The organism is Stenotrophomonas veracruzanensis, from assembly GCF_032911525.1.
Lineage (GTDB): Bacteria > Pseudomonadota > Gammaproteobacteria > Xanthomonadales > Xanthomonadaceae > Stenotrophomonas > Stenotrophomonas africana.
On record NZ_JAWJTI010000006.1, the window covers coordinates 1 to 22997 of the forward strand.

Here is a 22997-nt window from a genome sequence, read left to right on the forward strand (position 1 = left end):
GCCTACAGGGACGTATTTACGGCGTCCCCCGCAACCGGACCCACCCCGCCATCCCGCAGGAACCCAGCTTTTGCTTCGGCCGTTGCTGTTGCCCTGGCCTGAAGCGGGTGCCGGGTGCAACCCGGCCGATACCCTCCCAGTGCTAGGCTGTGGCTACCGACAACCACGGAGGCGGGATGGGGGCGATCGTGTTGTTGCCGCTGTGCGTGGACGATGCTGCGCTCGACCGCTGCCTGGCTGCACTGGATGCGGGCACCGCGCCGGGCACCGCGGTCTGGCTGGCCGACGATGCGCAGACCGGGCCGCGCGCGCAGGCGGTAGTGGAACACTGGTTGGCACAAACGCCATTGCAGGCTGAGTACACCCGGCGTGCACGGCCGCTGGGTGAAGTCGCCCACCTGGACGAGATGCTGCGGGCCTGCGATGGCATGGACGTGGCGGTGCTGGCACCGGACAGCGTGCCCGCCCCGGGCTGGCTGCAGCAGCTGCAGGACGCCTTCGCCCGCGATGCCGCCATCGCGACCGCAACCTCGTGGTGCAACGCCGGCGAAACCGCTGCGTGGCCCCGGCTGGGCGAGATCAATCCCGAACCGGACGATGCCGCGCTGCTGGCGCAGACCTGTGCGGGCCTGCCAACGCTGCACCCGGAGCTGCCGTCGGCAGTCACCCACGCGGTGCTGGTGCGGGGCAACGCGCGACGACGTGCCGGGGGCCTGGACGTGGACAGCTACGGCGGTTGGAACGCGGCACTGGTGGACCTGAGCCTGCGCATGGCTGGCCTGGGATGGCGCAACGTGTTGTGCGAGACCGCCTTCGTCAGCCGGGCAGGGGAGGCGATCAGCCGTGATGGCGATCTCGAGGCCTTGGCCGCACGCTGGCCGGGCTGGGTGCCGCGGTTGGCTGACTTCCTCATGCACGATCCGCTGCATGGCCTGCGTGCCGACCTGCAGCAGCGCATGCGGCAGGCGATAATGCCGAAGGAACAGGGGGACCTGTTCGTCCCGTCTGCGCCGGAGCCTCCCGTTTGAATGCTGCCATTGCCGCCATCGTCGTCACCTACCAGAGCGGCAGCACCATTGATGCCTGTCTCTCGCGTCTGCGTCAGGCGCAGGATGTGGCCGAGATCCGGGTGATCGACAATGGCTCGATGGATGGCACACTGGATATCGTGCAGCGCCATGCCAGCCATGATCCGCGCGTGCGTTTCGTCGGCAATCCGGACAACCCCGGCTTCGCCGCCGCCAACAACCAGGGCGTGGCCGATTCGCACAGCCCATGGCTGGCCTTCATCAACCCGGACCTGATGGTCGAGCCGGACACCCTGGCTGAACTGCGCTCCCGTGCCGAAGCGCTGGGCGACTGCCTGCTGGGCGTCGAACAGGTGGACGAGCATGGCCATGCCGACGAGGCGGTGCGTCGCCGCGATCCGGATTTTCTGTTGATGCTGCGTTCGCCCGGCAAGGGCTCGAAGCTGGCGGTGCCGCGTGATCCCCACCAGGCGCTGCAGCGGGTGCCGGCCCTGTCCGGTGCGCTGCTGATGATGCCGCGTGCACTGTTCGACCGCATCGGCGGCTGGGACGCGGGCTACCGCCTGCATGCCGAGGACCTGGACCTGTGCCGCCGCGCACGCGAGGCCGGCGCGGTGGTGGCGATCGCCAACGATCTGCATGTCACCCATGTACGGGGCGTCTCCAGCCGCTCGCGGCCGTTCTTCGTCGAATGGCACAAGCACCGGGGCCTGTGGCGCTACTTCCAGAAGTTCGAGGCCGCGCAACGTTCGCTGCCGGTGCGGGCTGCGGTGTGGGGCGCGATCTGGGCGCACGCCCTGATGCTGGTGCCGCGCCTGCTGCGCAGGTCGTTGTAGAGCCGAGCCCTCGCTCGGCTCAGGCAACAATCCAGCCGAGCGTGGGCTCGGCTCTACGGAAGGCGGGCGCGCCCACGGTTCACTCCGCCGGGCGCATAATCCGCCCCATGCCTATCATCCAGTCCCTGCTCGACACCGACCTGTACAAGTTCACCATGATGCAGGCGGTGCTCCACCAGCACCCCGGCGCCCAGGTGCAGTACCGGTTCAAGTGCCGCACGCCCGGCATCGACCTGGCTCGTTACATCGACCAGATCGACGAAGAAATCGACCACCTGTGCAGCCTGCGTTTCAGCGACGCGGAGCTGGATTACATGCGTGGCCTGCGTTTCGTGAAGCCGGACTTCGCCGATTTCCTCGGCCTGTTCCACCTCGACCGCAAGTACATCCAGCTGCGCGCGTCGAAGACCGTGCCCGGCGAGATCGAACTGGACATCACCGGCCCGTGGCTGCACACCATCCTGTTCGAAGTGCCGCTGCTGGCGATCATCAACGAAGTCTGGTTCCGCAACGCCACCACGGCCGACTTTGCCGAGGGCGAGCGTCGCCTGCAGGCCAAGGCCGCGCTGCTGCGTGATACCCCGGGCTTCGAGCAGTGCCGCATCGCCGACTATGGCAGCCGCCGCCGGTACTCGCGCGACTGGCACGCCCGGCTGCTGCCGCTGCTGCGCGATGCGCTCGGCCCGCAGCTGGTCGGTACCAGCAACGTGCACTTCGCCCGCCTGTACGGCATGACCCCGCACGGCACCATGGCGCATGAGTATCTGCAGGCGTTCCAGGCACTGGGCCCGCGCCTGCGCGATTCGCAGGTGGCGGCACTGGAATCGTGGGCGCGCGAGTATCGCGGAGATCTGGGTATCGCGCTGTCCGACGTGGTCGGCCTGGATGCGTTCCTGCGCGACTTCGATATGTACTTCTGCAAGCTGTTCGACGGTGTCCGCCACGACTCGGGCGATCCGTTCGACTGGGGCGACCGCATGCTGGCGCACTTCCAGCAGCGTCGGGTGGATGCGCGGAGCAAGGTGCTGGTGTTCAGCGATGGGCTCGACATCGCCAAGGTGATGCGCCTGTACGACTACTTCCGGGGTCGCTGCCAGGTCGCGTTCGGCGTCGGCACCCACCTGACCAATGATCTGGGGCCAACGCCGCTCAACATCGTCATCAAGATGGTCCGCTGCAACGGTCAGCCGGTGGCCAAGCTCAGCGATTCGCCGGGCAAGAGCATGTGCGACGACCCCGGCTACCTGGCCTACCTGCGCCAGGTCTTCGAGCTGCCGCCGGCGTAAACACGTCGGCTTGCAGCACGCCGGCTTACAGGTAGTCGACCACCACCAGGTAGGCGCCCTGCAGCGGCTGCTGCTTCGAGGCCTGCACGCTGTAGCGCTCGGAGAAGGCGATATCGCCGGCGCGCATCGCGCTGGCTGACACCGACAGCTTCTGGCCCTGGCGCTTGCCGTCGCGCAGCGTCGCGGCCTGGCCATCGGCCAGCGCCGTCACCGCCACCGTCGAGCCCTTGGCCGAGGGCGGGCAGGCGGCCAGGCTCAGCTCACCCTGGGACAGGTTCGTCGTGCAGCCCGGCTCGGCGATACGGCCGCTGAAACGGATGCTGCCGCTGCTGGCCTGGGCCAGCGCACTGACGGACATCAGGGCCACGCACAGCAGAATGGAGTTCCTCATGACACGTTCTCTGGTTCGGTGTGTCCTAGTTAGCGACAGGTTCGATCCGCCTTTAATAGGACGATTTCGAATCTGCTAGGGCCGTCACCAACAAAGAGTGATGCGCATCAAATAAGGTGATTTCCACCTTAAAAAAGCCTGTTCCGCGCATGCCGAACGCGTCACCAAGAGCGTCATGCAAGGTCGTTTGTGACCTGATCCCGGCCACCGTCAAATCCTCTGCGCGCCGCGCGATCTTATTTCGCTTACCACGTCACATTTAAGGCGTCAATGAATTGGCGTTCAGAAAAATAATGAGACTTTCATCACAGTTGTGCATATACTTGCGTCACGGATTCAGGGGAAGGTATGTCCGAGTCCGGCCACAGGTGAGACGCAAGGATGGGTCTTGATAGCCCCGGCAGTGCTCCTTGCTTCCTCCTCTACTTCTCATCTCTTCAGTAGGGTTAGGTAAAAGCGAATGCACAAGATCAATATCATCGCCGCTCTGATGCTGGCCGCCGCTCCGCTGGCCGCCAACGCCGCCGACGGCACCATCACCTTCAACGGCAAGGTGACCGACAAGACCTGCACCATCTCGACCCCGGGCGGCAAGGACTTCTCCGTCAACCTGCCGACCGTGTCCAAGAACACCCTGGCCACCGCAGGTTCGGTTGCCGGCCGTACCCCGTTCGCCATCAACCTGACCAAGTGCAGCGCCGGCAACGTCGCGACCTACTTCGAGCCGGGTTCGACCGTTGACTTCAACACCGGCCGCCTGCTGAACCAGGCTTCGGCCAACGCTGCCACCAACGTGCAGCTGCAGCTGCTGGGTTCGAACAACCAGGTCCTGCCGATCAAGGCTGCTGGCGCTGGCCTGGCCCAGACCAACTCGCAGTGGGTCACCGTCGGCACCGACGGCTCGGCCGACCTGAACTACTACGCTGAGTACTACGCCACTGCCGCCGCCACCCCGGGCGACGTCACCAGCAGCGTCAAGTACACGATCATCTACAACTGATCGTAGCCGTACCCGCACTGGCCGGCGTACGCGCCGGCCAGTGCTCCGCGGCCTCTGGCCACACCCCTGGAGCGTAGTACTTCCGATGAAAGCATTCTTTCCCCGGGCGCTGCTGCTGGCAGCGTTCACGCTGCCCTTCTGCCAGAACGCTCTGGCCGGCGTGGTGGTCAATGGCACGCGAGTGATCTATCCGGCGCAGGCGCGCGAAGTCACTGTGCAGGTCGACAACGTGGGCGATTCGCCGGCGCTGGTGCAGGCCTGGATCGACAGCGGCGACGCCAACCAGACCGCCGATACCAGCGATGCCCCGTTCGTGCTGACACCGCCGATCGCGCGTGTCGAGCCGGGCCGCAGCCAGGCGCTGCGACTGATCTTCTCCGGCGCGCAGCTGCCGACCGACCGTGAGTCGGTGTTCTGGCTCAACGTGCTGGATGTTCCGCCGTCCCCGGACAACGCCGAAAGCGGCGAACAGAATTACCTGCAGGTCGCGTTCCGTTCGCGCCTGAAGCTTTTCTACCGGCCGCAGGGCCTGAAGGGCGTCGCCAACGACGCGCCGGCAGCGCTGCGCTGGACCCGCACGGGCGACCGCCTGCGGGTGGAAAACCCGAGCCCCTTCCACGTCACTCTGGCCGAAGTACATGCCGTGACCGGCAGCAGTGAAAAGGCCGTCGAGGACAAGGGCGCGATGGTCGCGCCGAAGCAGAGCCTGGAGTTCGCCGCACCGGCGGGCACCGACCAGGTCCGCTTCATCACCATCAACGACTACGGCGGCCGGGTGGAACACACCATCCGCCTCGGCAGCACCGGGGGCTGAACGCGCCGCGCCGGCCTCTGGCCTGCGCATCCCGCCACCGCCGCTGTGCGGCGAATTGAAGGAATGTCAGTGTGATCGGAAACAGATTGACATTGTCGATCCATCAGGCGCTGTGCCTGTTGGTTGCTGGCGTGGCCTGCCCAGGATGGGCGCTGGCTGCTCCGGCCAATCTCGGCGAACAGGCGCTGATGGCGCAGAGTGGTGCGGCCAATGCGCGTGCACCGGAATCGGCCCAGTTCAATTCCAGCTTCCTGTCGGGCCAAGCCAAGCAGGTGGACCTGGCCGCCTTCAGCAACGGCAACCCGATGGTGGCCGGCAACTACCGTGTCGACGTCTACGTCAACGGTGCCTGGCAGGGCCGTCGCGATCTGCAGTTCAAGGCCGATGCACAGGGCCGTGTCGATGCCTGCCTGCCGCTGCCGATGCTGGAAGAAATGGGCGTGGACAGCGAGGCCGTGCTGCTGCAGCAGGATCCGTCCGTGCCCACCGACAAGACCAGCTGCGTGCCGGTGCAGCAGCGCATGGCCAATGCGTATGGCGTCTATGACAGCGGCAACCTGCGCTACGACCTCAGCATCCCGCAGGTGTTCCTGCGCCGTGAGGCACGCGGTTACGTGAACCCGGCGCTGTGGGACCGCGGCATCAATGCCGGCTTCGTCGGCTACAGCTTCAATGCCATCGACAGCGACAGCCGTGTCGAAGGTGGCCAGCGCAACCGCAGCGCATACCTCGGCCTCAATGCCGGCCTGAACCTGGGTGGCTGGCAGTTCCGCCACGATTCCAATCTGACCTGGTCCGAGGGCGACGGCCGCCATTGGCAGAGCATCGCCACCTATGCGCAGCGCGGCATTCCGCAGGTGCGCGGCATGCTCACCATCGGTGAGGCCTACACCACCGGCGAACTGTTCGATTCGATCGGCTACCGGGGTGCCAGCCTGGCCAGCGACGACCGCATGCTGCCCGACTCGCTGCGCGGCTACGCGCCGGTCGTGCGCGGTATTGCCGAAACCAACGCGCGCGTTGAAGTGCGCCAGAACCAGCAGCTGATCTACTCCTCCACCGTGTCGCCGGGCAGCTTCGTCATCGACGACCTGTACCCGACCGGCTACGGCGGCGATCTGGAAGTGAGCGTGATCGAGGCCGATGGCCGCCGCCGCGAATTCAAGGTGCCGTTCGGTTCGGTGCCGCAGATGCTGCGCGAAGGCGTGTCGCGTTACTCGCTGACCGCCGGCCAGGTGCGCAACAAGCTGCTGGCCGATGAGCCATGGCTGGTGCAGGGCACCTACCAGCGCGGCATCGGCAACCAGCTGACCCTGTACGGCGGCAGTGCAATGAGCGATGGCTACCTGTCGCTGCTGTACGGCGTCGGCCTGTCCACGCCGGTTGGCGCGTTCGCCGCCGACGTCACCCACGCCCGTACCACGTTCGACCACTACGGCAACCACACCGGCGCCAGTGTGCGCTTGAGCTACAGCAACATGATCGGAGAGACCGGGACCAACCTGACCCTGGCCGCCTACCGCTATTCGACCGAAGGCTTCTACAGCCTGCAGGACGCGCTGTATGGCCGTGATTCGGACAAGCGCGGCATCGACCCGACCACCCGCGGTCGTCAGCGCAGCCAGTTCCAGGTAACGCTGAACCAGCCGCTGGGCCGTCGCGGCGGCGCGCTGTACGTGACCGGCTCGGTGCGTGACTTCTACGACCGTTCCGGCACCTCCAAGCAGTACCAGGTGGGCTACAACAATGCCTGGCGCTCGGTGAACTACGGCTTCTCTGCACTGCGCACCGAAGAGGGCGTGCTGGGCCGCTCCGACACTCAGTACCTGCTGTCGATGAGCGTGCCGCTGGGCCGTGGTTCCCATCCTGTGTCGTTCAGCGCCGACCTCGGCGTGCGCGAGCGTGGTGGCTACGACAACAGCCGCGTCGGCATCACCGGCTCGGCCGGCGTCGACAACAACTTCAGCTACGGCGTGGCCCTGTCCGATTCCCGCGAAGGTGGCACCACTGCGGTCGGCAATGCCGAGTACCGCAGCCGCTACTCCGCGTTGAACGCCACCTACAGCCACTCGCGTGATTTCCGCCAGGCCTCGGTGGGTGCCAACGGCAGCGTGGTCGTGCATCCGGGCGGCTTCACCTTCACCCCGCAGCGTGGCGACACCATGGTGCTGGTGGAAGCGCCGGGCGCACGCGATGCGATCGTCAGCAACGCCCCGGGCCTGCGCGTCGATGGCCGCGGTTACGCGGTGGTCCCGTACGTGTCGCCGTACCGCCTCAACACCGTCACCCTCGACCCGCAGGGCATGGCCCACGACGTCGAACTGGAAAGCACCAGCCAGTCGGTCGCGCCGTTTGCCGGTGCGATCAGCTACCTGCGCTTCGATACCCGCAAGGGCAACGCGCTGCTGATCCAGGTGCGCAACCCCGACGGCCGCACCATGCCGTTCGGTGCGCAGGTCAAGGACGAGCAGGGCCAGCCGGTGGGTATGGTCAGCCAGGGTGGCCGCCTGTACGTGCGCAGTGAAAAGAACCAGGGCAGCCTGCTGGTGGAGTGGGGCGCCGGCGCCGATCAGCGCTGCACCGTCGATTACCAGGTTCTGGCGGGCGCCGATGCGTCCAAGACCGGCTTCATCCCGCTGGAGGCAGCATGCCGATGATTTCTTCCCGTGGCCGCAAGGCGCTGAGTGCCCTTGCATTGCTGGGCGGCGTGCTGCTGGCTCAGCAGGCCAGCGCCGCGTGCCGTATCCAGATCAATGGTTTCGTTGCGCAGGACGTGCAGATGGACATGGGTCAGATCGTGATCCTGCCCAGCACACCGGTAGGCGGCGTGATCAAGGAAATCAGCGTACCGATCAACCAGCAGAACAGCGTTGCCCGCTGCGACTACTGGAACGGTGGCTACTCCACTGGTGAGTATGTCAACGCACCGCAGAAGCGACCGGTGGCCGGGTTTGCCAACGTTTACGAGACTGGCGTCGCGGGTGTGGGCATCCGCCTGTTCCGCGACTCCGGCGCGATCCAGACCTACTACCCGCACTCCATCAATTTCGCCGCCAACGCCACCATCTCGCTGATCGGTGGCCAGTTCCGCATCCAGCTGATCAAGACCGCCGCGCAGACCGGTTCGGGCGTGATCGCGCCGAACGGTCGATTCACCACCTATTACTTCGATGGTGACGGTCCCAGCCGTCCGGTGCTGACCTCGACGTTCAGGGGCTCGGGCACCACCGTGGTCAGCCCGACCTGTGAAGTGCAGGCCGGCAGCCGCAACATCGCCGTCGATTTCGGCAGCGTGCCCAACACCACCTTCACCGGTGTCGGTTCCAAGGCCGTCGACCGCGACTTCGAGATCCGCCTGAACTGCCAGGGCAGCAATGTTGCCGCCTACCAGAGCAAGATCGGCATCCGCCTCGACGCCGACCAGGACAGCTCGAACATGCCGGGTGTGCTGAAGCTCAGTGCGGCCACCAACAGCGCCACCCGCATCGGCATCCAGATGGTCCAGCGCGATGGCAGCACCGAGCGCGAGGTGCGCTTCGGCCAGACCGTCAATGTCGGTACCACCACCCCCGGCACCAGCACGATGACCTTGCCGCTGCGCGCCCGCTATGTGCAGACCCAGGCCGGCACGGTCGGTGCCGGTGTCGCGAACGGCCAGGCCACCTTCACCATCCAGTACGAGTAAGGCGGCCCCAGGCCGCAGCCACTGCTGCGTTCCACCGCAACGTCGCCCGTTCCACGGGCGGCGTTGACTGCGTCTTGATCTTCCAACGATGAAGATCAATGCCACGACGCGCGTACTATCACGCGAATGTGATGTACGTCGCGATTTTGGAGTTTCCTCATGAGGTGACCGTCTCCTGCCTGCGGGTGTTGGACGGGAACGCCAAAAGGATCCAGACGTGGCTACAGTTCCTGGCATTCCCCCGCGTCGGTCCGCCGGAGCGCTGCGGTGAAGGTCCTGTCGGTGTTCGGTACGCGACCGGAAGCGATCAAGATGGGGCCGCTGGTGCGGGCCCTGGCCGAGGCTGCGGACATCGAATCGGTGGTCTGCGTCACCGGCCAGCACCGGGCGATGCTGGACCAGGTGATGTCGCTGTTCGCGATCACCGCCGACCATGACCTCGATGTCATGGTGCCCAACCAGACCCTCAATGGCTTGTGCGCGAAGCTGTTCGAGCGGCTTGATGCGCTGTACACGCAGGTTCGCCCGGATCGCGTGCTGGTGCACGGCGATACCACCACGGCGATGACCGCCGCACTGGCCGCGTTCCACCACCGCATTCCGATCGGTCATGTCGAGGCCGGACTGCGCACCGGTGACATCAACCGGCCGTGGCCGGAGGAAATGAACCGGCGGGTGATCGATGTGGTCGGCCACCAGTTGTACGCGCCCACGCCCAGCTCGCGCGCCAACCTGGCCGGTGAACACCTGGGCGGGCAGATCCTGGTCACCGGCAACACCGTCATCGATGCCCTGCAGCAGACCGTAGAGCGCCTGGATGCCGACCCGGCGCTGCGCGCGCGGGCTGACGAACCCTTCCACATGCTTGACCCCGATCGTCGCCTGCTGCTGGTCACCGGCCACCGCCGCGAGAGCTTCGGGCAGGGCTTCGAGGACATCTGCCGTGCGCTGGCCGAGCTGGCGCGGCGGCCGGACCTGCAGGTGCTGTACCCGGTCCACCTCAACCCGAACGTGCAGGGACCGGTCAACGCCCACCTCGGCCATCTCGACAACGTGCACCTGGTGCCGCCGCAGGACTACCTGCGCTTCGTGCGGCTGATGCAGCGCGCCGACGTCATCCTCACCGACTCCGGTGGCGTGCAGGAAGAGGCACCGGCGCTGGCCAAGCCGGTGCTGGTCATGCGCGACGTCACCGAACGCCCTGAGGCGGTCGAGGCCGGTGTGGTGACGCTGGTCGGCACCACGCCCTCGCGCATTGTCGAGGCGGTCAACGCGGCACTGGCACAACCACCGCATCCGACCCGCTTCGATCCCGACGCCAGCCCCTACGGCGATGGCCGCGCCAGTGCGCGCATCGTCGCCGCCCTGCGTGGCACGCCCCTTCCCGAATTCTCTCCTGGCCTCCGCAGCGGCGGTGCCGCCCACCCCCATCCACGCGAAGTGACGCCATGAGCCAGACCGGCCGCTCTCCCCTGTTTGCATCCGCCGCCGCGTTCGTCCTGTCGGGCGTGGTTGGCAGTGCCCATGCTGCCGACAGCGTTGCCGGCCAATTCGCCGAGTGGAGCGGTGACAGCACGGTCAGCCGGCAGATGACCCTGCGTGAACTTGGTTTCCGCCAACCGCTGGTGCTCAGCGGGCAGGAGAGCCAGCGCGAGGTCTACCTGCCGGTGCCGGCTGGCGTCGCCACCCGCGATGCGCAGCTCCAGCTGGACGGGCGCTATGTGCGCGGCCACGCCGGGCGCACGTCCGGCCTGTGGTCGGTCGATGGCGATCCAATCGCCGCGCGCTCGATCACCGATGCACAGGGTGACGCCAGCCAGCTGCTGGCCATCGATGGCGAACCCCGCCAGAACGGCTTCGTGCGGGTCGGCGTCGGCTGGTGGTCGATCGTGTCCGACTACCAGTGTGCCGATCAGAGCGCACCGGCCAACGTGCTGCGGCTGTCGCCAGACTCGCGCTTCAGCTACCGCTTCGACGGCCGCGCCGTGGACACCGTGGCCAAGGCCTGGGGCGCGCTGCCACCGCAGGTGCGCCTGCTGGTGGACGGCAAGGCGCTGCAGGCGCCCGCCTACGATGCGGCCTGGCGCATCGGTACCGCGCTGCAGACCGGTGGCAAGCAGGTGCAGGTGGTGGCGCTGCCGAAGGTCGGTGACAGTGTCGACCTGACCGGCATCAGCATCCCGGCCAGCCTGCAGGGCGTGCCGGCCTATGCTGCGCTGGCTGCGGGCGAGCGCGCGCATGCGATCAAGGATCTGGCCGAAGTGGGGGCACTGCTGTCGCTGCGTGACAGTGGGCCGTTGGCCGCCGATGTGATGATCGGCAGCGATGCACTGCGGGCCGGCGTGCGCGCGGCACTGGACGCGCTGGCCGCACAGGTTGCTACCGCTGGCGCCGATGGGGGCACGGCATTCGCCGCGTGGCGCGGTACCGACATGGGCGGCCTGGAAAAGCCCGCCGCCAACGCATCGGTCAGCGTGGTGGCCGTGGCCGGGCGTCCGACGCTGGTGGTCGACCCGGCAGCGGCGGGCAAGGTCGCCGGGCTGTTCGCCGAACAGTGGCGCAGCTACGCGCTGGGCCGCAGCCTGCAGGTCAGCGCAGCGGGCACGCCGAAGCTGGACGGTGACCAGGTGCTGCTGAGCCGGCTCGGCAACATCGCCGGCACGATGGATGTCGTCACCCGCGCGGACCGCAGCGCCACCTTCGACCTCGGCGCGTTGTCGGCCGACGGGCGCCTGCCCGAGGAGGTGGTGATCGATGTCTCGGCGGCCCCCAATGCGGCCGGGCAGGGCGCAGTGGCCACGATCCACTTCAATGACTACCTGCTGGGCGGCAAGGTGCTGTCGGCCAACGGCCAGCCGCAGCGGCTGGTGGCCAAGGTGCCGGCCTATGCGCTGTCGGCGCGCAACGAGATCCGGGTCAGCTTCCTGCGCCAGCCGGCACGTCCCTACTGCCACGATCCGGCCACTGCCTATCCGGTCTCGATCCTGCCCAGCAGCCACATGACCCTGGCCAAGCGTTCGCTGGGCAGCGATTTCGTCGGTGCCAGCAGCCAGCTGTCACGCGGCAACCAGGTATTCGTGCCCGCCACGTGGCTGCAGGACGCGCCGGCATCGCTGCGCAAGGTGATCGCGGTGGCCAGTGCTGTGGGTGCCTCGCCGGAGGCGTCGGAGCTGAAGGTGGTCGATGCCGGTGCAGCGGTCAGCCCGGGTGCGCCGTGGCTGGCGTTCGATGTGGCGCCGTCGGGAGTCGATGTGGCCGGCCTGAAGGACGGCCACCTGCTGATCGGCGGCAAGCCGCAGCCGCTGCTGGATGTCAGCGGCCTGGACCGCGCCGCGGTGGTGCAGGTCGGCACCTCCGGCGGCCAGCTCGGCGTGCTGTACAGCGACCTGGGCACTCAGGCGCCGTCGTTCGGCGCACCGTTCCGGCTGCTGCGCGGTGATCTCGCGGTGCTCGACGGCAGTGATGCCGTGCGCGAGTTCGATCGCCAGGATCCTTACGGGAGCCGCGTTGCCCAGGATGGCAATCCGCAATCGAAGTGGGAACGGCACATGGTCTGGTTGCTGCTGCTGGTCGGCGTGATCGTGTTCGCCCTGCTGGCCGCCCGCGTCACCCAGGTGCGCCGCCGCAAGTCCGCCAACACAGGGCACTGATCCACCGTGGACGGTCTGTTCTGGAACATCCAGCTGGCCAACTATTACGCCGCCCTGGAAACCACGGCGGCGGCGGTGGCCGTGCTGATCCTGATCTCCAGCCTCGATGACCTGTTCATCGATGTCTGGTACTGGGTGCGCGAGAGCTGGCGCGCGCTGACCATCAAGCGTCGCGAAGCGTACCGGCCGCTGACCCAGGAAGACCTGATGCAGCGGCCGCAACAGCCGCTGGCGATCATGGTGCCGGCGTGGATGGAATACGACGTCATCGCGCAGATGGTGGAGAACATGATCAACGTGCTCGACTACCGCGAGTACGTCGTGTTCGTCGGCACCTATCCCAACGACCAGCAGACCATCGATGAAGTGGAGCGCATGCGCCGCCGCTACAAGCGCCTGCGCCGCGTGGAGGTGCCGCATGACGGGCCGACCAGCAAGGCCGACTGCCTGAACTGGTTGATCCTGGCCATCTTCGATTACGAGAAGCGCCACGACATCGCGTTCGCCGGGGTGATCCTGCACGACAGCGAGGACGTACTGCACCCGATGGAACTGCGCTTCTACAACTACCTGCTGCCGCGCAAGGACATGATCCAGCTGCCGGTGACCTCGCTGGACCGCGAATGGTACGAGCTGGTGGCCGGTGTCTACATGGACGAGTTCGCCGAATGGCACGCCAAGGACCTGGTGGTACGCGAGAGCGTGTCCGGCATGGTGCCCTCCGCAGGCGTCGGTACCTGCTTCTCGCGGCGCGCACTGCTGGCGCTGAGCGCGCAGACCGACAACCAGCCCTTTAACACCGACAGCCTCACCGAAGATTACGACGTCGGTGCGCGACTGGCGGCGATGGGCATGCAGTCGATCTTCGCCCGCTTTCCGGTGCAGTTCCGCGTGCGCCGCCCGTCATGGTTCGGCTGGGGGCCGGTGCGCGAGCGCACCCAGCAGATGGCGCTGTGCGTGCGCGAGTACTTCCCCGACAACTTCCGCGCCTCGTACCGGCAGAAGGCGCGCTGGGTGCTCGGCATCGGCCTGCAGAGCTGGGAGTCGCTGGGCTGGCGCGGCTCGCTGGCCACCAAGTACCTGCTGGCGCGTGACCGCAAGGGCATCATCACCTCGTTCGTCAGCATCATCGCCTACATCATTTTCCTGCAGCTGCTGCTGTTCTGGCTGTTGAAGATGACCGGGCTGTGGACGATGCAGTTTCCCAGCGTGTTCCAGGCCGGTACCTGGCAGATGAATGTCGCGCTGCTGACCACCGCAGCGCTGGCGACCCGGGTCGTGCAGCGTTTCTACTTCGTCAACCGGCTGTACGGCTGGGAGCACGCGCTGATGTCGATCCCGCGCATGGTGGTCGGCAACATGATCAATTTCATGGCCACCGCCCGCGCCTGGAAGGTGTTCCTCGCTTACCTGCTGTTCGGCAAGCGCATGGTCTGGGACAAGACCATGCACGATTTCCCGGATGCGGCGCAGCTGGTGCAGACCCGCAAGCAACTCGGTGAGCTGTTGACCACCTGGCAGGCGGTGGAACCCGAACGCCTGCAGCAGGCGCTGGACCAGCAGCAGGCAGGCCGCCAGCAACCGCTGGGCCGCATCCTGCTCACCCAGGGCTGGCTGGATGACGAGACGCTGGCCGAGGCGATCGCCTTCCAGGGTGACCTGCCACGCGCGGTGATCGACGTGGATTACCTGCGCGCCTGCCAGTTCCCGGTCAGTGCCGATGCCTGCGTGCAATGGCGGATGCTGCCGCTGCCGCCGCGCCAGGAAGGTACCCTGCGACTGGCCGTGGCCAGTCCGCTGCCCGAGGACGCCGTGGCGCTGCTGAAGCAGGAAACGCGCAGCGGGCACATCGAACAGAGCATCGCCCGCGAAAGTGAAATCAATGCTGGCCTGCGCCTGATCGGCGGCGACCGGCAGTGGCAGCTGGACAACGTGCCCTTGCTGGGCGACCTGCTGGTGGAGATGCGCCTGATCGACCACGCGCGCTTTGAGATTGCACTGGACGCATACAAGCCGCAGCGCGATGGCCGCATCGGCGATTACCTGGTCAAGCAGGGCATCACCACCGAAGACGCCGTGGCCCAGGCCATGCAGGAGCAGCGCCGGCGCGCGGCCACGCTGCAGTCGCCGCCTCCCGGAGCCTTGCCGGCATGAAGACCACGCTGCTGTCCACCGTCATTGCCGTGGCACTGGCCACGGCCGCTGCGCCGGTGCTGGCACAGGCCGATACGGCACTGCCGCTGTCCGGTGCGGCTTACCGCATCGCCGAGCAGGCGTTTGCCGCCTATGAGCGCGGCGACTACCGCGCGGCTTACCAGCAATCCACTGAAGCGATCCGGCTGCGCCCGGACGTGGTGCGGCTGCGCCTGCTGCAGATCTATGCGCTGCAGAAACTGGGACGGGGGGGCGAGGCGCAGCAGCAGGCACGTCGTGCACTGGATGCGGGGTTGAAGGATCCGGCCTTGCCGGCGCTGGCGGCGGCTGCGCCCAGGACGACCACAGGTGCATCGCGCAGTACAGCGGTACCGCGTGCGCCCGCAACGGCGGCAGACCGCAGCAACCGGCAGGCCCACATGCTGGCAACCGAAGCCTATGCGGCCTACGACGCCGGGCAGATGGGCATCGCCGCCCGCAAGGCCGAGCAGGCGTTCCGGCAGCAGCCGAAACAGGGCGCATGGGCGCTGCTGTGGGTGGCCGCGTTGGAAGCACAGCAGCAGCCCGAACAGGCCGACGCCGCCATCAGCACCGCGCTGCAGTTGGGCGCACCGAATGTCGAAGCGCTGCGCGCGCGGCGCGTGGCGCTGGGCCGCCAACGCGCGCTGCTGCAGGCCCAGCAGGCCTATCAATCGCTGTCTGCAGGCGAGGGCGCCGCCGCCATTGAGCAGGCGCACGCCGCCGTGGAGCTGGCCCCGGACGTTGCTTCATACCGGTTGCTGCTGATCACCGCGCAGCTGCAGGGCGATCAGCTGGCCGATGCAGAGCGCAGTGCCGACCAGGCGCTGCAGATCGACGGCAACGATCTCAATGCCCGGGTGATGCGTGGCTACCTGCGCCAGCGCCAGGGCAAAGTGGTGCTGGCCAATGAAGATTTCGACGCCGCGCTTGCCATGGCGGGCTCAATCGCACTGCAGCGCAACGCGCGCCTGCTGGCGGTGGATGCGGCGCTGGCCGCAGGTGATCGGGTACGCGCAGCTGCACTGCTGGCACCGTTGCAGGCGGCGGTGCCGGCAGGTGAAGGCGATGCACGGTCGCGACAGCTTCTGCAGCAGGGCATCGAGCAACGCAGCCGGGCGATCCGCTCCAGTCGCGAGCTTCCCCGCATCAGCGCCGAAGCCTACCCGGCACCGGTCCAGCACTGTCAGTCCGTCGACAGCGGCAACGTCTGCGAACTGATGCCGGCCGACCTGCAGGGGGATGGCGGTGCCGCACAGCGTGCCTACGCCGCCTATGCGCGCCAGGATTACGCCGATGCCATCGGTGAGGCACGGCAGGCCGTGCAACTCGCACCGGACGACGCGAACTTGCAAGTCCTGCTGACCACCACACTGGCGTCGGGCAACCAGGCCCAACGGGACGAAGCGCGGCTGCGCCTGGATGCGGCACTGGCGCAGCGTCCTGATGACGCGGGGGCGCGGATGCAACGCGGCTACCTCAACCAGAAGGCCCACGAACCGGCGCGCGCACTGGCCGACTTCCGTGCCGCCGAGGCCACCGGCAGGGCACCGAAAAGTGTAGTGCTCGACCAGGCCTACGCCAGCGCAGCCAACGGCGACCACCCACAGGCGGTGACGCTGCTGCGTAGCGCCATTGATCGCGCCGATGCCGGTGAGCTGCCACTGGATGAGCGCCAGCGCTACAACGTACGCAATGCCATCGCCAACTACTCGCGCGAGTGGGGCGTGATCGCCTCGGCGGGCTTCCGTGGTGCACGCCAGGCGGCGACCAATGTCGGCGGTGCGGCGATCAGCACGCCGGGCGATTCGGTGTTCAGCACGCTGGAGGCGTTCTGGCGGCCACCAGCGTTCAATGACCAGCATGGCACGCTGGAGCTCTACGCACGCCTGCTCAATACGCTGTACGACGAAGGCGGCACCTATGAATCGATCCGTGCGGTGGATCCGTGCACCGGCGAATCAACGCCGGATGCGCGTGCACGTGCCGAGCGCCTCAGCCACTCGCGTTCCACTACTGGCTGGCCATCCACGATCGCGTCTTTCGGCCTGCGCTACGCGTTTGGCCAGACCGGTCTGAGTGCTGGCATCGAGCGCCGGCAGTTCCTCGGCAGTGCAACCCGCCAAGGTGAGGTCTACCCCGAGTCGGCAGCAGTGCAGTGCCGACTGCAGCTGGCCCTGAACCGGCCGCTGGAAGCCAGCACGCTGGCACGCTACCGGCTGGCCAGTGGTTCCGGTGGCTGGATGTCCTATCTCACCTACGGCTACTACCACGGCACTGATCTGCGCACCGATGTGAACCAGTGGTGGATGGTCAGTGGCTATGCGCAGGGCGGATACACCTGGGACGACAACGGTGCCACCTTCACCCTCGACGCGCTTGATGCCAACGGCACGCCGGTGCGGCGCCTGGGCGAGGCCAATGGCCGCCTGCATCGGGAGCAGTGGTTCGCTGCCGGTGAACTACGCGCCGGGCGCAGCTTCCGTTTCGGTGCAGGGCAGACGCATTGGGTGGTCACACCCTATGTCGTGGTCGGTGCCGATTGGCTGGACCAGCGCTCGCGCGTGCGCGACATCCGTTATCCGCCATTTCCGGTGCAGTCGTTCGCGCTCAACGATACGCAGCGCAGCTGGTCACTCGGCGCAGGGCCGGGCGTGGGCGTGCGCTACTGGTTCCGCGAGGACCACTACAACACGCCGCGTTCCTACCTGGACCTGACCGTGCAGTACCGCTTCGCGATCGGCGGCGGTGATACGCAGCGTGCCAAGGGCCTGTTCGCCACCGCCATCCTGTACTACTGAGGCAGGCCCCAGCGTCGCCGCAGCGCTGCAGCCTGCGGTGTGTCCTGGGTCAGCCATGGCTCCAATGCATAGACCAGCACGTGCTGAGCACCGCTGCCGCGTACCCATGCCAACTGCCGCTGGATGCGTGCGGCATCGGCGGTTTCGCCCTTGAATCCGCTGCCGTCGGCAGGGCCGCCGGGCAGTTCGCGGAACAACTCAACGATCGCATCGAAACCGATGCCGTGTGCGTGGAAATGATCGAGCAGCGGTTGCAGCTGCTGCACGTTGCCGGCACCGGCCACCCCCACGCCGTCCTGCACCATGGGCCGCACGGCCGCGTGCGCAAGTATCGCCTGCCACAGCGTGACCAGGTTGCCCTCGGTCGGCAGGCGGCTGAAGTAACAGGAGACCGCACAGTCACCGCCGCGCGCGCTGGCGGCCTGCACCAGCCCGTGCAGCCACTGCGCCAGCCATTGCTGGCGGGCCGGATCGGCCCAGTGGTACTGCTCCAGTTCGTAGGGCAGGTACCAGCCCCCGAAGGCCGGCTGCTGTGCCCAGGGCGCCTGTGCCAACCAGCTGCGTGCATGCGCCAGGCTCTCGGCCAGGAAGGCCTGCAGCGTGGCGTCGTCTGCGCCGATCGCCTGCCACCAGCGTTGTTGGAAGGGCAGGCCGACGCGGATGCGGATGTCGTTCTCGCTGGCGGCGGTGAACAGCTGCTGCAAGCTGCTGTCGGGCAGTGACCAGTCGCCGTCGCTGCCACCGGCGATGCCGGTCCACTGCAGCACCAGCTGCCGGCAGCCCAGCGTGCGTGCAAGCTTCAAGGATCGCTGCCAGTCGGCCAGGCCCCATTGCAGGTGGCTGCGCCACGGCTGCAGGAAGGTGCCATCCACCTGCACCGGCAGCGAGCAGCCGGGCAGGGCAGCGAGCGTACCGGCCAATGGCGCCAGTACCGCCGCGCGCAGCAATCGGCGGCGCAACGGCGAAGACGGATCCGCGGGAAGGTCAGGCCGAACCATGCCCGCATCATCCCAGAGCGCCGTGCGTGGCGGGTGAACCCTGCCGGCCGCGGGCCGAAGCGCGCTCTGGTAGTGCCGGCCGCTGGCCGGCATCGCCTACCGCTTATTCCAACGCATAGCGCAGGGTGAACAGCACCGCCACCAGCCACACCGCCGGATGCACTTCGCGCCAACGCCCGGTACCGGCCTTCAGCGCGGCATAGGCAATGAAACCGAACGCCAGGCCGTTGGCAATCGAGTAGGTGAACGGCATCGCCAGCGCACACAGCGCGGCCGGCACCGATTCGGTCAGGTCGCTCCAGTCCACTTCCACCAGTTCGCGCAGCATCAGGCCGGCCACGAACAGCAGCGCGGGTGCGGTGGCATAGCTGGGCACCATCGCCGCCAGCGGCGAGAACAGCAGGGCGGCCAAGAACAGCGCCGACACCACCAGTGCGGTCAGGCCGGTGCGGCCGCCCACCTGCACGCCCGAAGCGCTTTCGGCAAAGGCCGTGGTGCTGCTGGTGCCGAGCATCGAACCGGCCACGATCGCGGTGCTGTCGGCCAGCAGCGCGCGGCCGAAACGCTTCTGCGCACCCGGCAGCTTCAGCAGGCCGGCGCGACCGACCACGCCGTACAGCGTGCCGGTGGCATCGAAGACTTCCACCAGCACGAACACCAGCACCACCTGCAGCAGTACTGCGATGGGTGCGCCGCCGTCATGGTGCAGCAGGCCCGGCAGGTCCAGCTGCAGGAAGGTGGGTGCCAGGCTCGGCGGCAGCGAGACCAGGCCCTGGTACTGCACATCGCCCAATGCCCAGCCAGCGCCGGTCACCGCCAGGATGCCGATCAGGATCGCACCGCGGATGCGGCGCGCTTCCAGCACCGCGATCAGCAGGAAGCCAGCCAGCGCCAGCAGCGGCGGCGCCGTGTTCAACGGACCCAGCGCCACCAGCGTGTCTTCATTGCCGACGATCACGCCCGACTTCTGCAGCGCGATGATCGCCAGGAACAGGCCGATGCCAGCCACGATGGCCGAGCGTAGCGACGACGGAATGCCCGACACCAGCCACGCGCGTACACCGGTCAGCGACAGCACCAGGAACACCAGGCCGGAGATGAACACCGCACCCAATGCCTGCTGCCACGGCAGTCCGGCGGCGCCGACCACGGTGAAGGCGAAGAATGCGTTCAGGCCCATGCCCGGTGCCATGCCGACCGGGAAGTTGGCGGCCAGTGCCATCACTGCCGAACCCAGCGCTGCGGCCAGACAGGTGGCCACGAACACTGCACCGGCATCCATGCCGGTGGTGCCGAGGATCTCGGGGTTCACGAAGACGATGTAGGACATCGTCAGGAAGGTGGTGACACCGGCCAGCAGCTCGGTGCGCACGGTGGTGCCGTGCTGCTGCAGCTGGAACAGGCGCTCGAACAGGGACATCGCAGATCTCTCATGCCTGCGCGCCCTGCCGCCCCGGGGGACCTGCGGGTGCGTCGCCAGGCGGTTAGAAGTGGTAGTTCAACTTCAGCGTAACGCTGCTGTAGTCGGTATGGAAGCTGCGACGCGCCGCAGCGGGGTAGTTGGGGTCTTCCAGGGTCACCGGGCTGGAACCCAGGTGGGTGTAGCGGTATTCGGCACCGGCCGAGAGGCGGTCATTGAAGCGGTACAGCACGCCTGCGGTGGCGTGGGCGCCGGTGGACAGGTGCGAGGCGCGGGTCTCGAACTCGGCCACGCGGCAGCCGTTGGTGGCTTCCACCAGCGACTTGTCGCAGCCCAGGGTGAATTCCTGCTGGGCCACGGTCACGCCCGCGCCGACGTAGGGCAGCCAGCGGCCCATCGCACGGCCCAGCGTCACATCGAAGGTGCCCGAACGGGTCACCGCGTCCCTGCCGTAATACGGGCTGTACCGGTGCTGCTCGCGATCCTTCCAGTCACGGCTGACGTTGCCGAATGACAGCGCGCCTTCAACGCCGACCACGATGTTGTTGTCGAACTGCCAGCGACGGCCACCCTGCACGCCGCCGGTGAAGCCGCGCACGCTCTTTTCCGAGGCGTTGGCATTGCTGCGGTCCTTGCTGTGCCCCTCGCCATGCGAGGCCTGGGCACCCAGGTAGAAGCCGTCCCAGTCGGTGGTCGCGGCCGTGGCGGTGCTCGACAGCAGCAGGGCTGCCGTGGTGATGATCAGTGCTTTCATTGCGGTTTCCTACGTTGGGGGATGAAGCGGGAACGTAGGAAAACCGATGCAGGCGAGTGAAAACATACAACGAATTGCAAAGTCCGATTACGACAAGGATTCAAGCCCGCTTGAGGCGTCTGCGTTCATCAACGGTTGAATCCCGGCTGGCGAAAACACCCGGAAAGCGGGCATCCATGGCGACAGGAATGCCTGAAAGACGAAAGGCCGCGCGAGCGCGGCCTTTCGTTTCCTGCGGTGTGGCTTACTTCAGCGCCTTGAAGCGCAGGCGCTTCGGCGCCGCGTCGTCGCCCATGCGGCGGCGCTTGTCTTCTTCGTACTCGCGGTAGTTGCCCTGGAAGAACTCCACGTGCGAGTCGCCTTCGAACGCCAGGATGTGGGTCGCGATGCGATCCAGGAACCAGCGGTCATGCGAGATGACGAAGGTGTTGCCCGGGAACTCCAGCAGCGCATCTTCCAGCGCACGCAGGGTTTCGATGTCCAGGTCGTTGGACGGTTCGTCGAGCAGCAGCACGTTGCCACCCTGCAGCAGGGTCTTGGCCATGTGCAGGCGGCCACGCTCACCACCGGACAGCGAACCGACCATCTTCTGCTGGTCCTGGCCCTTGAAGTTGAAGCGGCCGATGTAGGCGCGCGACTGGATCTCGATGCCGTTGATGTTGAGGATGTCCAGGCCGCCAGCGATTTCCTGGAAGACGTTGTGGTTGCCTTCCAGCGCATCGCGGCTCTGGTCCACGTAGGACAGCTTCACGGTCGGGCCGACCACGATCTCGCCGGTATCCGGCTTTTCCTGGCCGGTGATCATCTTGAACAGGGTCGACTTACCGGCACCGTTCGGGCCGATGATGCCGACGATGGCGCCAGCCGGCACCAGGAAGCTCAGGTTGTCGAACAGCAGGCGGTCGCCGAACTTCTTGGAGACGTTCTTGAACTCCATCACCGCATTGCCCAGGCGCTCGCCCGGCGGGATGAAGATTTCATTGGTCTCGTTGCGCTTCTGGTAATCGACCGACTGCAGTTCTTCCAGGCGGGCCAGACGGGCCTTGCCCTTGGTACGGCCACCCTTGGCGTTCTGGCGCGACCATTCCAGTTCCTTCTGGATCGCCTTCTGGCGGGCCTTTTCCTGGTTGTCTTCCTGCTTCAGGCGCTCATCCTTCTGGGTCAGCCAGTCGGTGTAGTTGCCCTTCCACGGAATGCCGCGGCCGCGGTCCAGTTCCAGGATCCACTCGGCGGCGTTGTCCAGGAAGTAGCGATCGTGGGTGACCGCCACCACGGTGCCGGTGTAGCGCGCCAGGAACTGTTCCAGCCATTCCACCGACTCGGCGTCGAGGTGGTTGGTCGGTTCGTCGAGCAGCAGCATGTCCGGCTTCTGCAGCAGCAGGCGGCACAGCGCCACGCGGCGCTTTTCACCACCGGACAGCTTGCCGACCACGGCATCCCACGGCGGCAGGCGCAGCGCATCGGCGGCCACGTCCAGCTGGTTTTCCAGGGTGTGCGCGTCGCCAGCGGCCAGGATCGCCTCCAGGCGCTCCTGTTCCTTGGCCAGCGCGTCGAAGTCGGCGCCTTCTTCGGCGTAGGCCAGGTACACCGCGTCCAGCGCGGCCTGTGCCTGCAGCACTTCGCCCACGCCTTCCTCGACCGCTTCACGCACGGTCTTGGTCGGGTCCAGTTCCGGTTCCTGCGCCAGGTAGCCGACCTTGATGCCCGGCTGCGGGCGGGCTTCGCCCTCGAAATCGGTGTCCACGCCGGCCATGATCTTCAGCACGGTGGACTTGCCGGCGCCGTTGAGGCCCAGCAGGCCGATCTTCGCGCCCGGGAAGAAGGACAGCGAGATGTCCTTGATGATCTGCCGCTTGGGCGGAACCACCTTGGACACGCGGTTCATGGTGTAGATGTATTGCGAGGACATGCGGTCTCCGTAGGCGCGGCCCTGCGCCCGGTCCGTCACGGGAAGATCCCGTTGCGGCAGCGGGCACAGACTGAAATGGAATACCGCCAATTATAGCCGGAACCGGTTCCGGGCCGCGCCCGGGAAGCGCCGCCGGGCTGGCCGTGGCCTGAATACTGGGTCACAGTCCTGCAACGGGAAGCGTTTCCAGCCGGAAACGGTTCAGATCGGTTGCGCAATATGGGCTCACCACCCACCCGAGCAGAGGTCTGAC

At 67.0% G+C, this 22997-nt stretch carries 16 protein-coding genes; 11 read left to right on the forward strand and 5 right to left on the reverse strand.

Annotated features, from left to right (window positions below):
- The first annotated feature begins 176 nt into the window (after window positions 1–176).
- The 3 genes from R1H25_RS06655 to pncB all read left to right on the forward strand — a co-directional run bounded on the left by R1H25_RS06655 (window position 177) and on the right by pncB (window position 3150).
- On the forward strand, window positions 177–1028 hold the full coding sequence (locus R1H25_RS06655) for a glycosyltransferase (protein WP_317223110.1): 852 nt from the start codon (window positions 177–179) through the stop codon (window positions 1026–1028).
- Window positions 1025–1864 (forward strand): glycosyltransferase family 2 protein, encoded by an 840-nt coding sequence (locus R1H25_RS06660; protein WP_317223111.1) that lies wholly within the window; start codon window positions 1025–1027, stop codon window positions 1862–1864. Before R1H25_RS06655 ends, R1H25_RS06660 begins: the two co-directional genes overlap by 4 nt.
- 107 nt (window positions 1865–1971) lie before the next feature.
- Window positions 1972–3150: a nicotinate phosphoribosyltransferase gene (gene pncB, locus R1H25_RS06665; protein WP_317223112.1), complete on the forward strand. Its 1179-nt coding sequence runs from the start codon at window positions 1972–1974 to the stop codon at window positions 3148–3150.
- 25 nt (window positions 3151–3175) lie between these two features.
- Here pncB and R1H25_RS06670 read toward each other — a convergent pair whose 3' ends face one another.
- Window positions 3176–3541: a hypothetical protein gene (locus tag R1H25_RS06670; RefSeq protein ID WP_014645902.1), complete on the reverse strand. Its 366-nt coding sequence runs from the start codon at window positions 3539–3541 to the stop codon at window positions 3176–3178.
- 460 nt (window positions 3542–4001) lie between these two features.
- On the opposite strand from R1H25_RS06670, the gene R1H25_RS06675 reads away from it, so the two are divergent.
- The 8 genes from R1H25_RS06675 (at window position 4002) to R1H25_RS06710 (ending at window position 17663) form a co-directional block, all read left to right on the forward strand.
- Entirely contained in the window at window positions 4002–4541 is a 540-nt protein-coding gene (locus R1H25_RS06675; RefSeq protein ID WP_049444976.1) for a fimbrial protein, read from the forward strand.
- A gap of 85 nt (window positions 4542–4626) precedes the next feature.
- Complete coding sequence (locus R1H25_RS06680) at window positions 4627–5355, forward strand: molecular chaperone (protein WP_049444978.1); 729 nt, start codon at window positions 4627–4629, stop codon at window positions 5353–5355.
- Between the two features lie 92 nt (window positions 5356–5447).
- A complete protein-coding gene (locus R1H25_RS06685) occupies window positions 5448–8012 on the forward strand; it encodes a fimbria/pilus outer membrane usher protein (RefSeq protein ID WP_317223113.1) in 2565 nt (854 codons plus the stop codon).
- A complete protein-coding gene (locus tag R1H25_RS06690; protein ID WP_317223114.1) occupies window positions 8003–9040 on the forward strand; it encodes a fimbrial protein in 1038 nt (345 codons plus the stop codon). Before R1H25_RS06685 ends, R1H25_RS06690 begins: the two co-directional genes overlap by 10 nt.
- Before the next feature lie 267 nt (window positions 9041–9307).
- Window positions 9308–10492 carry a non-hydrolyzing UDP-N-acetylglucosamine 2-epimerase gene (wecB, locus tag R1H25_RS06695; protein ID WP_317223115.1) on the forward strand — a complete coding sequence of 395 codons (1185 nt, stop codon included), beginning with the start codon at window positions 9308–9310 and terminating at the stop codon, window positions 10490–10492.
- The gene (locus tag R1H25_RS06700) at window positions 10489–12690 is read left to right on the forward strand and encodes a hypothetical protein (protein WP_317223116.1); all 2202 of its coding nucleotides are present in this window, start codon (window positions 10489–10491) and stop codon (window positions 12688–12690) included. Before wecB ends, R1H25_RS06700 begins: the two co-directional genes overlap by 4 nt.
- A gap of 6 nt (window positions 12691–12696) precedes the next feature.
- Window positions 12697–14844: a glycosyl transferase family protein gene (locus R1H25_RS06705; RefSeq protein ID WP_208044027.1), complete on the forward strand. Its 2148-nt coding sequence runs from the start codon at window positions 12697–12699 to the stop codon at window positions 14842–14844.
- On the forward strand, window positions 14841–17663 hold the full coding sequence (locus R1H25_RS06710) for a hypothetical protein (protein ID WP_317223117.1): 2823 nt from the start codon (window positions 14841–14843) through the stop codon (window positions 17661–17663). Before R1H25_RS06705 ends, R1H25_RS06710 begins: the two co-directional genes overlap by 4 nt.
- Here R1H25_RS06710 and R1H25_RS06715 read toward each other — a convergent pair.
- The 4 genes from R1H25_RS06715 to ettA form a co-directional block, all read right to left on the reverse strand.
- Window positions 17657–18622 carry a DUF4434 domain-containing protein gene (locus R1H25_RS06715; protein WP_317223118.1) on the reverse strand — a complete coding sequence of 322 codons (966 nt, stop codon included), beginning with the start codon at window positions 18620–18622 and terminating at the stop codon, window positions 17657–17659. The genes R1H25_RS06710 and R1H25_RS06715 overlap by 7 nt on opposite strands.
- A 142-nt stretch (window positions 18623–18764) precedes the next feature.
- Window positions 18765–20081, reverse strand: coding sequence for an NCS2 family permease (locus R1H25_RS06720; RefSeq protein ID WP_005408048.1), 1317 nt, complete (start codon window positions 20079–20081; stop codon window positions 18765–18767).
- A 64-nt stretch (window positions 20082–20145) separates the two neighbouring features.
- Window positions 20146–20835, reverse strand: coding sequence for an outer membrane beta-barrel protein (locus R1H25_RS06725; protein WP_317223119.1), 690 nt, complete (start codon window positions 20833–20835; stop codon window positions 20146–20148).
- 244 nt (window positions 20836–21079) lie between these two features.
- Window positions 21080–22744: an energy-dependent translational throttle protein EttA gene (gene ettA, locus R1H25_RS06730; RefSeq protein ID WP_005412220.1), complete on the reverse strand. Its 1665-nt coding sequence runs from the start codon at window positions 22742–22744 to the stop codon at window positions 21080–21082.
- Between the last annotated feature and the right edge of the window lie 253 nt (window positions 22745–22997).